13 protein-coding genes are annotated in these 14,261 nt (G+C 50.5%); 7 read left to right on the plus strand and 6 right to left on the minus strand.

Annotated elements, in window-relative coordinates:
• The first annotated feature begins 512 nt into the window (after positions 1–512).
• The 4 genes from bchD to C1752_RS07660 all read left to right on the plus strand — a co-directional run bounded on the left by bchD (position 513) and on the right by C1752_RS07660 (position 5,461).
• Positions 513–2,552: a magnesium chelatase ATPase subunit D gene (bchD, locus tag C1752_RS07645; RefSeq protein WP_110985478.1), complete on the plus strand. Its 2,040-nt coding sequence runs from the start codon at positions 513–515 to the stop codon at positions 2,550–2,552.
• Between the two features lie 544 nt (positions 2,553–3,096).
• Entirely contained in the window at positions 3,097–3,333 is a 237-nt protein-coding gene (locus C1752_RS07650; protein WP_110985479.1) for a hypothetical protein, read from the plus strand.
• Positions 3,330–3,920, plus strand: a complete 591-nt coding sequence (locus C1752_RS07655) for a restriction endonuclease subunit S (protein WP_110985480.1) — start codon at positions 3,330–3,332, stop codon at positions 3,918–3,920. The genes C1752_RS07650 and C1752_RS07655 overlap by 4 nt, the downstream gene beginning before the upstream one ends.
• 2 nt (positions 3,921–3,922) lie before the next feature.
• Positions 3,923–5,461, plus strand: coding sequence for a type I restriction-modification system subunit M (locus C1752_RS07660; RefSeq protein ID WP_110985481.1), 1,539 nt, complete (start codon positions 3,923–3,925; stop codon positions 5,459–5,461).
• On the opposite strand, the gene C1752_RS28030 is transcribed toward C1752_RS07660, so the two are convergent.
• Together C1752_RS28030 and C1752_RS07665 are read right to left on the minus strand one after the other, a co-directional pair.
• Entirely contained in the window at positions 5,424–5,705 is a 282-nt protein-coding gene (locus C1752_RS28030) for a hypothetical protein (protein WP_146242292.1), read from the minus strand. The two genes, C1752_RS07660 and C1752_RS28030, sit on opposite strands and share 38 nt — an antisense overlap.
• 265 nt (positions 5,706–5,970) lie before the next feature.
• The gene (locus C1752_RS07665; RefSeq protein WP_110985482.1) at positions 5,971–6,459 is read right to left on the minus strand and encodes a hypothetical protein; all 489 of its coding nucleotides are present in this window, start codon (positions 6,457–6,459) and stop codon (positions 5,971–5,973) included.
• Between the two features lie 168 nt (positions 6,460–6,627).
• Here C1752_RS07665 and C1752_RS07670 point away from each other — a divergent pair, with 168 nt between their 5' ends.
• A complete protein-coding gene (locus C1752_RS07670) occupies positions 6,628–8,502 on the plus strand; it encodes a mechanosensitive ion channel domain-containing protein (RefSeq protein ID WP_110985483.1) in 1,875 nt (624 codons plus the stop codon).
• Here the strand turns inward: C1752_RS07670 and glgA are convergent.
• Complete coding sequence (gene glgA / locus C1752_RS07675) at positions 8,457–10,028, minus strand: glycogen synthase GlgA (protein ID WP_110985484.1); 1,572 nt, start codon at positions 10,026–10,028, stop codon at positions 8,457–8,459. The genes C1752_RS07670 and glgA overlap by 46 nt on opposite strands.
• A 338-nt stretch (positions 10,029–10,366) precedes the next feature.
• On the opposite strand from glgA, the gene C1752_RS07680 reads away from it, so the two are divergent.
• Together C1752_RS07680 and C1752_RS07685 are read left to right on the plus strand one after the other, a co-directional pair.
• On the plus strand, positions 10,367–10,933 hold the full coding sequence (locus C1752_RS07680; RefSeq protein WP_110985485.1) for an MOSC domain-containing protein: 567 nt from the start codon (positions 10,367–10,369) through the stop codon (positions 10,931–10,933).
• A gap of 50 nt (positions 10,934–10,983) precedes the next feature.
• Positions 10,984–11,859, plus strand: coding sequence for a metallophosphoesterase (locus C1752_RS07685; protein WP_110985486.1), 876 nt, complete (start codon positions 10,984–10,986; stop codon positions 11,857–11,859).
• A gap of 68 nt (positions 11,860–11,927) precedes the next feature.
• Here the strand turns inward: C1752_RS07685 and C1752_RS07690 are convergent, their stop codons facing one another.
• From C1752_RS07690 to C1752_RS07700, 3 genes are read right to left on the minus strand one after another with little or no spacing between them, the layout of a single operon-like run.
• Positions 11,928–12,842 (minus strand): DUF4351 domain-containing protein, encoded by a 915-nt coding sequence (locus tag C1752_RS07690; protein WP_110985487.1) that lies wholly within the window; start codon positions 12,840–12,842, stop codon positions 11,928–11,930.
• A 58-nt stretch (positions 12,843–12,900) separates the two neighbouring features.
• The gene (locus tag C1752_RS07695) at positions 12,901–13,359 is read right to left on the minus strand and encodes a DUF3531 family protein (protein WP_110985488.1); all 459 of its coding nucleotides are present in this window, start codon (positions 13,357–13,359) and stop codon (positions 12,901–12,903) included.
• Between the two features lie 7 nt (positions 13,360–13,366).
• Positions 13,367–14,257, minus strand: coding sequence for a Sll0314/Alr1548 family TPR repeat-containing protein (locus tag C1752_RS07700; RefSeq protein WP_110985489.1), 891 nt, complete (start codon positions 14,255–14,257; stop codon positions 13,367–13,369).
• Positions 14,258–14,261: the final 4 nt, after the last annotated feature.

Raw genomic sequence — 14,261 nt, forward strand, 5'->3', positions numbered from 1 at the left:
ACACGCTGGTAGAGCAGAAGACACGGAAAACGATGGATGACGACGAGTCAACACTCGCATAAGCATAGGAGAACATACATCCCCTTATCGATAGAATATCCTTACCCGTTTAGGACTACCGAATGATTCATGCAACAAAGCCGTTCAATACTCATTTCTTAGCTGGCTTGACGAGCGAATTCAGGTTATTTGACGGGGCAAATTCAAGGGCAGAATTGCTATGGTCCCGAAAAAGTGAGGCGGCTGCAAGCGCTACTCGGAAATTTAAAGCAGTACTGTCTCTACGCCTATGGAGACAGCCAGGGCGTTCGGGAATTGTTGGCTGCAGCAAATGTTCCGTACTATCGGAAATTTCATGATCCTGCGACTGGATTGCATGCGTCAGAGCCATTAATGACGTAATGTCTGCTCCTGGGTCAGCTTGATAGCTCTGCGGGAGCATGTGGAGTTTGTGGCGCTCAGCCTCCCAGATGTTGATATCCTAAAGGTCTGGATAATACATGCTTTCCCCTATGCCCGTTGCTGCTCCTGCCCAAATTACGACCTTCCCGCTCGCTGCTGTTGTCGGTCAACAGGCAATCAAAATGGCGCTGCTGTTGGCGGCGGTGGATCCGGGACTGGGAGGGGTTGCGATCGCAGGTCGACGCGGCACTGCTAAATCGGTTATGGCAAGGGCGCTCCACGCTTTGCTACCGCCCATCGAAGTGATCAAAGACTCGATCTGTAACGCTGACCCCGAAACTCAAGGTAATTGGGACGACTTCCTGCTGGCAGAGCTTAAAGACGGTACACTCCCCCAAAAAGACGGACAGCCGGAAACCGAAATCATTCCTAGTCCCTACGTGCAGGTACCGCTAGGCGTCACGGAGGATCGGCTGCTTGGCTCTGTTGATGTCAGCCAGTCGGTGAAGCGGGGCGAAACCGTATTTCAGCCGGGACTGTTAGCGGAGGCCCATCGCGGTGTTTTATACGTCGATGAAATTAATCTTTTAGACGAGCAAATCTCTAACCTCTTGCTCACGGTTCTCACTGAAGGCCGCAACCAAATCGAACGGGAAGGTCTCAGCTTTCAGCATCCCTGTTCGCCGCTGTTTATTGCCACCTACAACCCTGAAGAAGGAGAGCTGCGCGAGCATTTGCTAGACCGGATTGCCATCTCACTCTCGGCCGATGCCGTGCTGGGCCTAGAAGAACGGGTACAGGCCGTAGAGCAGGTGAACGCCTATTCTGATGCGCCGCAGGCTTTTATCGATCAGTATGCTGAAGAGATTGAAGATCTCAAGACCCAGATTATTCTGGCCCGTGCATGGCTCAAAGATGTGCAAATCCAGTCTTCTCAGATTATGTATCTTGTGGAGGAATCTCTGCGAGGGGGCGTTCAGGGGCATCGGGCCGAGCTATTCGCGGTACGTGTTGCCAAAGCCCATGCGGCTCTTAACGGTCGTTCAGAAGTGAATGCCGAAGATTTGCGCTGTGCTGTAGAGCTGGTGATTATCCCTCGGGCCACGGTGATTCAGTCGCCGCCGGAGGAACAGCAGCCACCGCCACCACCGCCGCCGCCCCAGGACGATTCTTCCAATCAAGACGACCAGGAAGAGGATCAGGACGAAGACGATCAGGAAGACGAGGACGATCAGCCTGAACCCGAAGAGCCACCTAATATTCCCGAGGAGTTTGTATTTGACCCTGACGGTGTGGTCTTAGATCCTGAAGTATTGCTCTTCGCTCAGAAGGCCAATAAGCAAGGTAAATCAGGGAGCCGCAGCATTATCTTCTCTGAAGATCGCGGCCGCTATATTAAACCGATGCTGCCCAAAGGTCCGGTGCGCCGCATTGCTGTGGATGCCACGCTTCGCTCGGCTGCGCCCTATCAAAAGGCTCGGCGTCTGCGTCATCCTGATCGCAACGTGATTGTGGAGCAGAGCGATGTCCGTATTAAGCGTCTGGCTCGTAAGGCTGGAGCCTTGGTGGTGTTCATTGTCGATGCTTCTGGTTCAATGGCGCTCAACCGAATGCAGTCGGCAAAAGGCGCGGTCATGCGGCTACTGACGGAAGCCTATCAGAACCGCGATCAGGTCTCGCTGATCCCATTTCGGGGTGAATCTGCAGAGGTCCTGCTGCCGCCGACGCGCTCAATTGAAGCGGCGCGCCGCCGTTTAGATACGCTGCCCTGCGGGGGGGGGTCGCCCTTGGCCCACGGCCTAACGCAAGCAGTACGCGTCGGCATGAATGCGCTGTCTTCAGGTGATATTGGTCAGGTCGTGCTTGTTGCGATTACCGATGGTCGCGGCAATATTCCCTTGGCGACTTCGCTGGGTGAAACTATTGAAAGCGAGGAAAAGCCAAATATTAAGGAAGAACTGCTGGAGATTGCGGGTCGGATTCGGGCCTTAAATCTGAAGCTACTGGTGATCGACACCGAGAATAAGTTCATTTCTACGGGCTTTGCCAAGGAGCTAGCGCAGGCAGCGGCGGGGAATTACTATCATTTGCCCAAGGCCACCGATCAGGCCATTGCAGAAGTGGCTCAAAGTGCGATCGCAGCTCTCTAACTCAAACGAGCCTTACTTATGTTCTAGATGAAAATCCTTTGACTGATGCCTATCTGCTCCATTTCTTTTATGTGGATGAGGATGCTACCTATAACTCAATGAATCTTACGTGGGATAACCAACGCAATAACACCGGAAATTGTGATTGAATACGGCTCTACCCTCTATCTTCCACAGCCTGAAGGCCACTAATGGCCCCCTAAATCCCCAACCAGTGGGGGACTTGCCTGATCGTCTGATCGTCCTGCACAAGTTCTGCAACAGAGCTGTGCCTCAGCAGCCCCAGGGATTTCAATTTCTATATTCAGCTTAGATATCGTATCAAAGCCCCCCAGGATGCGGAATTTGGGGCGCAAGTGCAAACGCTAATGGTTGTTAAAATTAATCCCTGGCTTGGAGACGGTTAGCAAGAAAGCAAAGAAACAACCATGCCTCCGTAGTAGAGCTCTACTATTGACGGATTAATGTAGTAAGACTATATTTATTGTAGTAGTAGAGCTGCAGTAGAGCTCTACTACGGAGGCATCATGGAGGTAGTTATGAAATGAATCATCAGAATCAACGTTCTGGGCCAGTTCCTCGTGAGTCAGTTGTGGTTGCTTCCTTTTCGAGGTCACCGATAGTCTATATTGCTCTGATTTTCGGTGGGGCATGGCTTTTGCTTTATACGGTTGTGCGTAGTGATTTTCCTGGGTCTTTTGAGTTTTTTCTTGCTCCTGATGATGGCATGCATATCAAGATTGATGGAGTGCAAAAAGATGTAGCTGAGGGGATGCAGTGAAGACCACGGTCTTAAAAAATCTAGCTTTCATGTGGGTGGGGTATCCTTTTCGGACTCGGATTGAGCCGGATAAAAACGGAAGCATCACGGTAGTTCAGCTACGGAATCTTAAGGAAAATGGCGGTCTAGATTTATCTGAGGCAATAACTGTCAATCTGGATGATGTTGCGCCGCAGCTTTGGTTAATGCCAGGGGATGTGGTTTTTTACTCTCGGGGTTCATCGATGTTGGCAGCGTTGATACCTGAAGGAATTGGCAAGGCAATAGCGGCTGCGCCCCTATTGCTGATTCGAGTTAAGGATAAGAAAGAGCTGAATTCAGGGTATTTGGTTTGGTTTCTAAACCATCATCAGTTTGGTCAACGTCGACTTTGGGCGAGGCGAGAAGGTTCCAATATCAAGATGATAAGCAAGGCAGGTTTATCTACTATCCAAATTGATATTCCATCGCTAGCTGATCAGTTGAAAATTGCTGATCTGGCCGAACTACGGCGGCGAGAGAACGCATTAGTCCTGCGATTACAGGAGAAACGCAACTCATATATGGATGCTGTATTGATGAGATGTATGCAAGGGGCGTCAGATTAACTATGGGCGGATTACTTCAAGTTACTGCATCTGATATTAATCGCGCGCTTTGGAGAGCCTGTGATGTATTTCGAGGGGAGCTTGACCCTTCTAAGTATCGAAACTATGTCCAAGTGATGTTTTTTTGGAAGTATGTCAGCGATGTGTGGCGTGACCGCTGTGCTCAATATCAGAAGGAACTTGGTGATAATCCAGACCAGATTAGATGCGAGATGTCTCACGAGTGGTTGGTATTGCCTGAGGGAAGTAGTTTTTACGATATTTATGAGCAGCGAGATGAGCCGTGCCTTGGCAATTTAATCCATGCTGCTCTAAGGACGCTTGAGGAGACATTAGCTCCAAGTATTCATTTACAGCATATTGACTTTGATTCTCAAGCAAATCTAGGTCAATCACAGAACCAGAAATTAAGAGAACTGTTAGAAGTTTTTAGCCGACCAGAGTTAGACCTACGTCCTTCACGAGTAGGTAGCGACATCGTTGGTAGCTGCTATGTAACTTTACTAGAGCGGTTTGCTGCTGAGGCAGGTAAGGGTATTGGTGGAGGTGAATTTCTTACTCCAGTACAGGTCTCTAAATTAGTGGCAAGGCTAGCCCAACCGAAAGAAGGAGATTTAATTTACGATCCGGCCTGTGGTTCAGGAACGTTATTAATTCAGGTGGCTAAGGAAGTTGAAGGGACACATTATTCTCTCTATGGTCAAGAGAAAAACTTTAGTGCCTGGACCTTAGCACAAATGAATATGTTTTTAAATAACGAGCATAGGGCCAGGATGGAGTGGGGCGATACGCTGAGTTATCCAAAGTTTTTCCAATCCGAGTCTTCTCAATCCGCGCCCCTTCCTAAGGCTCTTATGCGGTTTGATGTTGTGGTAGCGAATCCTCCATTTTCTCTAAGCCATTGGGGGGCAGACAATGCTAGGCATGATCCCTATGATCGTTTTCTGCGTGGGGTGCCGCCTAAAACGAAAGGGGATTATGCGTTTATCAGCCACATGATTGAGTCCGCGCTGCCCTGTGAGGGACGGGTAGTAGTAGTGGTTCCTCATGGAGTTTTGTTTCGTGCGTCGAGTGAAGGCAAGATTCGACGCAAGTTGATTGACGAAAATCTTTTGGATGCGGTGATTGGTCTACCACCAAATTTATTGCCAAGTACTACTATTCCAGTAGCGATTTTGGTGTTTGACCGATCTCGTGAGAAGGGTGGCACCAATGATAATTACCAAGATGTCATCTTTATCGATGCCAGTCGTGATTTTCAGGTAGGAAAAACTAAAAATTCCTTATTGGATGAGCATATTGAAAAAATTATTCAGACCTATAAGTCACGAGAAACTGTTGATAGATATGCCTCTGTAGCAACGTTGGAGGAAATTGAAGATAACGATTTTAATCTCAATATCCCTCGCTATGTAGATACGTTTGAAATGCCTGAAGAGGTCGATATTGATGAGGTTAAAAGTGAGATTAAGAAATTAGAGGCAGAATTGACTGAGGTAAGAGTCAAGATAGCTGGATACTTAAAAGAGCTAGGTGTTTAAGACTTGCGTCATCGTGAAGCTGGGAAACTGCGATCGCATGGCAACAGTCAGACACCACCACCAACCGTCGTGACGGAATGGATCTCAGGGCCTGGGTCAACTCCCCACCCAACAGGGCCGTACTCGCCACAATATTGTTCGCCGCCGCATCATAGCCCACATCCACCGGCAGCAAATATTCCCCGGCGCCTGCCCCGGCCTCAATCCGCTCCCCATGACAAGGAACATACCTCTCTTTTGTCACTTTAGGTAGATGAAATTTGAAACGATGGCCTAACGTTTAGAGCTTGAACGCTAGAGCTACCAACAGCAGTAGGTCACAGGTGCCTTGTCATCCCTAAAGGGCATGACGTTGAAGCAGATTAGCGTTCCCGAACGGGTTCGGGGATTTCTATGTCTCTAAGCAACGGAGAAAAATGGGGGGCGATTATCCATACGGCAAAGATGGCGCTGAGAACGGAGAGAATTGTCTGCAGAATAAAGAGCATCCGTTGACGAGCCAGCCGCGATTAGGGGCGTCGTCTCAAGATTATCCGTAGCAGATCATTGCGGGCGCGCTCTACTGCTATCCAGAAGCCGATCCAGAAGGCCACAATAATAAAGGGAGGCAAACCCCAAAACGCCAGGGCCAAGTGACTGCTCATACTCCCTGAAGACCACATCAATAGGGTGAGGCTATACCAAAGGAACATCCAGCATCCCACAAAGATCAAGACCGCAGGGTGTAATTTTAGGGTAATGTGAACAACCGTGCCCCCAGGGGGTGTTTCAAAACGACCTTCAATTCTGGGTTCAACAGCGTTTGGACGACCGATGGGAATGCGGTTCATCTTGAAGCCAGAGGCTGAAATAGTCCCTTCAAATGGGGCGTGATTGAGGTCAAAAGTCGATCTGATACATTTAGAAGGTTCCATGTGAACCTCTAATCTTTCTATGACAGTTTGCAAGGCTTCAGGTGTCTGAATGATGAAGCGATCGCGCGGTAATAGCTGAACCATAGGTGATCACTCACTGGCGATTTAGAGCAACAACAATATGTTGCAATGCCAGTTGCTTCAGTTCCGTGATCGGTATCATGGTGTGGGTGTAATTCGGTTCAGTCGTGATTTTCTATCTGTGAGGCGATCAACCATCGCGATCGCAACCCTCCAACTCAGTTCCTAACCATGCTCAATTGGCGCTTAGCAGTTCTCGGTTTTTGCCTTAGTTTTTTGCTGGCGCTCCCGGCAACCTCTCAGAGCCTCGTGGGGAACCGTTCCGATCAGGCTGCAATTATGCTAGATGGGCGGGAACTCTTTCAGGTCAGTCGGCTTGATGATTATAGTGCCGCCGATCGAGTCGCGCAGCCCAATAAGCAACTGGCCGGAGCCGTCGAGGCACCTGAACTTCCGCAGGTGGAGGTGCAATTGAAACCCAACTTCGTCACGCTTCGCTTAGCCGATCAGCATTTGCTGACCGTGACTGAACGGGATCGTCGCTTTGGGATGGCGGCGACAGAACAGGCTAAAGTCTGGCAGCGCCAGCTCAATCGAGCCTTAAAAACCGCGCAGCTTGAGCGAACATCGGCCTATCGTTATCAGGCTCTTTTTGAATCAGTTGGTATCTTGCTCGCGGTTGTAGTGCTGCATTTTGGGGTGCAGTGGCAGCGGCGACGGCTACGAGTGGGAAAGAAGAAAAATTTCATTTTGCTGGGACTTACGGCACTGCAGTTGAGTCTGTGGCTAGGAGGAGCCTACTACATTTGTGAACGCTTCCCTCGGTTGCGTTTAGCTCGATATGCCGTTGCCAAAACCTTTAGCCAGCCTCTCTTTGAGCTGAGAAGCGGCGCAGCCTACGGTCTGATTGATCTAATGCTTTTCTTGGCTTCAGCTGTGGGTCTGTGGGTCGTTGTGCGTGGGTTTACGCTGCTGCTCAAAACCCGAATCTTGAAAATGACTGGGGTTGAGCGGGGCGTGCAAGATGCGATCGCAATTCTCACCCAATATGCCCTCACTCTTTTGGGCCTCCTCGTCATCCTGCAGCTTGCGGGGGTCGATGTTAGCTCGCTACTCATTCTAGGGAGCGCCCTTGGTGTTGGTATTGGCTTCGGCCTTCAGAACATCGTCAACAACTTTTTCAGCGGCATCATTATTCTGCTAGAGCGCCCCATCGAAGTGGGCGATTTTATCCATGTGGGCGATCTCGTGGGCACCGTGGAGCGCATCAGCCCCCGCAGCACTGAAATTCGCACCTTAGATCAGGTCACTATCATTGTCCCTAACGCTCACTTCACTGAGAAAGAAGTCGTTAACTGGAGTCACGGCAATCCGGTGGCTCGGATTCATTTGCCGGTGGGAGTGGCCTACGGCTCCAATATTGCGACGGTTCAGATTGCTTTATTAGAAGCTGTTAAGGATCACCCTGATGTGCTGGCCTATCCGCAGCCTCAGATCAACTTTCAAGGGTTTGGGGAGAGTTCGCTCGATTTCGATATTTTGGTGTGGCTCTGCGAACCGCGTCAGCAATACCGAATCAAAAGCGACCTGTATTACCGTATTGAAGCCAGTCTGCAGCAGTATAATCTTGAGATTCCGTTTCCCCAGCGGGATTTGCATGTGCGATCGCAACCGCTCGATCAGCTTCTAGCGCTCATGATTCAGAAGCAGCAGCCAGAGCAGCCCCACCTTTACTACCCCGGTCACCCACAGGACTCAGAGATCAGCCGTCAGCCCACAATAGAGGCGCATAACCTGCAGCCCCTCCAGAGTATACCCAAGTTTAATCTGGACCTAGAGACTTTAGCCACGCAAATGCGAGCGGGGTTAACGATTGCCGATCGCCGCTATCGTCTCAACCTATATCCGCAGTGCTTTGTCGGCTCAGAAGCCGTTGACTGGCTCATGGAAACCCAAAAAGCGACCAAAGAAGAAGCCATTCGCCTCGGCCAAGCCCTCATGAGCAAAGGCGTCATTCACCACGTTTTAGATAAACACCCCTTCGCTGATGCCTATCTGTTCTATCGATTCTCTAGCGATGAAGCGTCAGATACGGGCAAGCCATAAGTTTGCTGTTGTAGAGGTTTTAGAGCTTCCGCTGGCTCTGCTGGCTCCGACTGGTGACGGATGCCTTCATAGATTTCGACATACTCTGTGGCCGGGTTGCGCCAAGAATAGTCATACTCCATGCCCTGCATCGCTAGCTTGCGAAATTCTTTGGGGTAGTCGTACCACAGACCCACGCCCCTTGCGATCGCACTTTCCATCGCTGGGAGGTCACTTTGGTAGAACACATAGCCATTGCGCTCTTCGGGCTTTTTGTCGGCGTCATAATCGCGATCAAATACGGTGTTCACTAACCCACCCACGCCCCGGACAACCGGCACCGTACCGTACTTCAATCCGATGATTTGGGTGAGTCCACAGGGTTCATAGTTGCTGGGCACCAGCACCATATCGGCAGCCGCATAGATGAGATGAGCCAGCTCCTCGTTGAAGCTGATTTCTAAATGGCAATCGGGGTTGCCGCTGAGAAAGTTCTTTTCATGCCAAAACTGGGCGTTAATGGCCGCTTCCGTCGCAGACCCCAGCAGGACAAACTGCGCCCTATGGTGGAGCGAATAATAAATGGCGTGGTGCACCAGATGCACCCCTTTTTGCTGATCGAGACGACCAATAAAGGCAATGATCGGCTTATCCTCTTCGTCCTGGAGGCCCAGTTGCTTGCGAAGTGCTTTCTTGTTGCGAGCCTTACTCTTGAAGTCGTCATGGGAATAAGGGAAAGGAATGTAGCAATCGCCTTCAGGGTCCCAAAAGCCATAGTCAATTCCGTTCAGCACACCGGAGAACTTGTGCTGGTGCATATGGAGCGTATGACCGAGGCCGCAGCCGATCTCTGTGTGTCTGGCTTCCCAAGCGTGGTGAGGTGAAACCGTCGTCACGTAGTTAGAGTAGACAATCCCGCCCTTCATGAGATTAAGCGCAAAGGGATTGAACGGATCCTGCAATCGGTCTGGGTGGAAGTAGTAGTCGGGGCGATTGAGGCCGATGGCTTCTAAAACGTTATAGCCGGTTTGTCCCTGGTGCTTGAAGTTGTGAATGGTGTAGCAAACTCTCTGAAATTCAAGCCCATGATACTGATACATTTCGTAGAGCATGACGGGAATTAACCCGGTTTGCCAATCATGACAGTGAAGTACGTCAGGGCATTTGTTGCTCTGCTGCAAAAATTCCAGCGCCGCCTTGCTAAAGAAGGCAAACCGCATAGGGTCATCAGGTGCTCCGTAGTACACCCCCCGATGGAAGTAGTTTTCGCTGGAGTGTGGCTCAATAAAAAAGCACAGCCGCCCGTGAACCCAGCCGCAGTGAACCGTACAGTAAATGACGCTGCCGTACCAGGGCACTTTGAGGTCGGCGTAGGCTTCATGAAGTCCCCAAATATGGTCATAGCGCATGCAGTCGTACTTGGGCAAAATCAGTTCGACACAGTGGCCCTGAATTTCGAGTTCTCGGCTCAGCCCATATACAACGTCGCCCAAACCACCGGCCTTAATGACGGGGGCACATTCAGACGCGATTTGAACGATGTACATAGAAATTCCTCTAGCAACCTGCTTATAGAAGCCCAGAAGTATCAGACTCCCTCTGGAAAAGTATAGATTCCCAGCGGCCCCTTTTTAGACCTGTTTCTAGTCTCCGATCTCTCAGAGATTTTTCCCATTCCTCTCTATTTTCTGAAACACCCTACCCATAGGAAGCAATAGAGGTGAGTCTGATTAGCCCCCTACAGATCCTTCAGAACTGATTGTTCCGACACAGTGGGTTGAAGGTGATCACCGATGGATGTCTAGGGAGACTTTGTGCCATCACGACGCTTTCGATTCAGTTGCTAGACTCAACATGGCCACAACCACATTAGGAGACAGCTGTGATGGAGATTGGCGGCGCAGAATGTTTAGGGGCTAAGGTTATTGCCGTGAGTCGGAATCAAGCCCATACGTTCCATAAGTCTAATCAGAAGAGTGTTCAACTGCTCGCGGGCCTTGGAGTTCAAGGAGATGCCCATATGGGGCAAACTGTAAAACATCGATCACGAGTGGCGTCTGACCCTAGTCAACCCAATCTGCGTCAAGTTCATCTCATTCATACTGAACTACACGCTGAACTGCGGGCTTCTGGTTTCAATATTGCCCCAGGCCAAATGGGAGAAAATATTACGACGCAAGGTATCAAGCTTCTTGATTTACCGAGGGGGACACGGCTCCATATTGGAGAGACAGCCGTCATTGAAGTAACGGGTTTACGCAACCCCTGTTCGCAACTGGATCAGTTCCAGCCGGGTTTAATGGCTGCTGTTTTAGACCACGATGCTCAGGGCAAGCTGATTCGCAAGGCTGGCATTATGGCGATCGTGTTGGTGGATGGTACAGTCAGCCCCCAGGATCCGATTTGTACTGAGCTGCCTCCACAGCCTTATCAAGCGCTTGAGAGAGTTTGAGAGGGTAGCTAGCGTAATCTGTATTGAAGGCCAAGATTTGAGGAAGAGAGATGAAGCTGCATAACAGGCACAAACGCAAAAAAAGACGAAAACTTTGGCGAAAATTCGTTCCTGTCTTGAGCTTACTGCTGTTGTTTGCGATCGCACTCCCTATCTACGGCTTTAAGATCGAACCCTATTGGCTACAGGTCAAAACCGTACCGCTTACCCTGCCCCATCTTGCCTCAGAGTTTGATGGCTACCGAATAGTTCAGCTCAGCGACCTGCATATCGTTGATGAGATGCCCCAGCGCTATTTAGAACGTGTGATTCGAGTGACGAACCGCCAACAGCCTGACCTAATTGCGATCACAGGAGATATCGTCACGGACGAGCCGCAGCGCTACGCCTCCAGAATAGAAGCAGCTTTGCAGAAGCTAGAAGCGCCCACCGTTTCCGTCATGGGCAATCACGATCACTGGTCAGACCCCACGGCCGTACGTCAGATTCTAAAAAACAGCCGGGTGATTGATATCAGCAATGGTGTATACGATGTATATCGAAAATCAGCCCAGCTCCATATTGCGGGTGTTGATGATGTGTGGGCAGGGGCTGCCGATCTCGATCTCGTAATGGCGCAGTTGCCTGACGAAGGTGCAGCTATTCTGTTAGCCCACGAGCCAGATTTTGCCGATACGGCGGTTAAAACCCATCGGTTTGATCTAGAGCTGTCAGGCCATGCCCACGGAGGACAGGTGACGATTCCCTTTGTCGGTCCCCCAGTTCTGCCTCCCTACGGTAAGCGCTACCCAGTGGGACAGTATCAGATTGAAGATTTAATTCAGTACACCAATCGAGGGATTGGAATGGTTTCCCCTCGTGCTCGTTTCGGCAGTCGGCCCGAAATTACGGTGTTTCAGCTCTCTTCTGCACAAGCTGCAGAGTAAAGATCTTCAATTGCCGTCGTCATCCCGCTTTGATATCGTAGCCTCAGCGCTGAATGAGAGTGCACCCTTTATTTCAACTGCTTTAGCCAAATCCTTAAATTCTCAATCTGCTCGAAATCAAGCAGCGCTTCACCTAACAGCTCAGTTTGCTCGAAAGAGAGAGAGGAGATCGCAGCTTCCTCAGCTGCAGACAGTGCTCCTACTTTGCGGATCAGTTGACGGATCACCAGCGATCGTTCACGCTCAAGTCCCTGCTCAAGTCCCTGCTCAAGTCCCTGTTGCTGTGTGGTTTGCTCCCACTCCAGGAATGCTTGTGAAAGCGCCATGACGGCCTCCTGCTCTTCAATCTCTATTCCACTTAATTCTATCGTAAGCTTCCAACTGCTCAGGATTCTCAGCATCAGAGATCGTTCGGGCTGATCTGCTGAGAGAGCAAATACGTCGGCTACAGCTTCCGCCTGAACTGTTCCGCTTCCTAATACTCTCAAGATCAGCGTCTCACGGGTTCGGGGCAGTTCATTAATTGAGACGAAAGCTGTCTTCAGCCCTGGGACCGTGAAGTATATGCCGTCGCCCCAGTCAGCATTACCTCTTGCACCAAATTCCTGTAGTACAGGCTTAGAAATAGAGGTTGCCAGAATCCAGAGGAACGGTAGTGTTTCTTCTACGATTGACTGTTCCTGTCTTCCAGCCTTGCGCCTCAATTCTTCTTGGACCCACAGTAGCTTCAGCAAGCAACTACGAACCTCAAAGCGGCTAGGTGGATTGCGGTAGGGTTCTAGTAAGCACGGTGTTTGAGCAATCTTGCTGAGGACATCAGGGGTTGAGGGCGCGATAGGTTTAGTCTTGAGATGAGGAACAAACCATAAATCAACCCACTTTGCTTCACCGGGGATTTCTAAACTCCGCTGAACGGTTCCGAAGGGGGCGAGTAATTCTTCTAGCAGTTGTTTGGACAGCTGGTCATGGGGGTGCTGAGTCATCGAGGAGCCAAGAAAACTCTACTCATTTTTAAGCTATGTGCGTCCCAGGTAAAGGTTATCAGTCGTCACCATCATCAACCATTTTGAGGGGGTTGGCGCGGTCTTCAACGGGCCACTCAGGATTCTCTCCTCCGATGATCAGCTCCTGAATCTGAACGAAGTCTTGGCTGAATCTTTTTAGGGTATTGATCAGAACATCAAGTGCGATCGCATCACTGGTTCCCAGATCAATCCAAATCCGACACCAGTAGCCCTCATACTCAAACTCCCCCATGTTGTGCATCAGTGCCATCAGGGGTGTATCAGAGGTGGTCTCGCTATAGGGCATATAGCTGAGATCAACCCCCGCGTCCTGCACCTGGAGATTCTCCGCGTCAAAGCCTCCTAGCTTCCCAAGAAAAAACCAGGAATTAAACACCTCTTCTAGATATTGCTTTTCCTGCTCTGACGGAGCCGTCTCAAACTCTACCCAAATCCATAGATCAAAGGCGTTGAATTCCCGGAAAGATACGTTCATAGAGCAGCTACAGTTTGCTACGTTCCTTAGTAATTTGCTTCACCAAACCCGCAGGCAACCGATCCTTTTGGGCCAGAGCGCCGTCAAAAAACTGGCGACTGGCTGCTAGCTTACCCTGCTTTCGCAGGATTTGCGCCTTAAGATAAAACAGCTCTGGGTTCGTGGGAGCCTGTTCAAGCGCCCGATTGACGGCCTCCAATGCCTGCTCTTGGGAACCGTGATCGCGATAGGCCAAGGCAACCCCCCGCAAAGACAGATAGCCGGGGGCCGCATAATTTTGGAGTTTGTTAATCGCCTGCTTCGGACTCACGAGCGCCACTTCATTAGCGAGCAACAGTTCAATATATCCCGTGATCAAATTGAGTTCTGGATCTTCCGGATTGATATCCGTGGCCTTCTCTAAATGACTAAATACTTTCTGGACATTATCCAGTGCTGCTGGCAGCCCCCCCGGCAAACCGTCACCTGCATCTGAAACCACGTAGGCCGCCTCTAGAAAGTAACCCACCGCCTGATAGAGGTTGCCCCGCAGCGGATCGGTGCCGCTGGTGTTGAGTTCAGTGGCTACCTGTCGCGTGCGCGTGCCATAGGTTTTGAACGTACTCCAATCTTCGTCGAGGTAGGCAAAGGTGGCCAACATCGCATAGGTGAGCGGATCGGGCTGAGTGGTGGTGTTGCGGGCCTGCTGTAGCATCAGCCGCGCTTTCGGATAGTCTCCAGTTTTAAAGAGCATTTCAAAAGCTTCTGCGGTGCCTGTGTCTAAAGTCCTGGCCGCTTGCCCAGAGCGAAAGGGATCGGCGGCGAAGGCCGACTCCACAAGACCGATAGCTGGTGCAGCCAGCAGGAGAGTTGCGCTTAAACTATGCGCCAGCCATCGGGTGTATCGCCGGGTGTTCATATCT

Source organism: Acaryochloris thomasi RCC1774, assembly GCF_003231495.1.
Lineage (GTDB): Bacteria > Cyanobacteriota > Cyanobacteriia > Thermosynechococcales > Thermosynechococcaceae > RCC1774.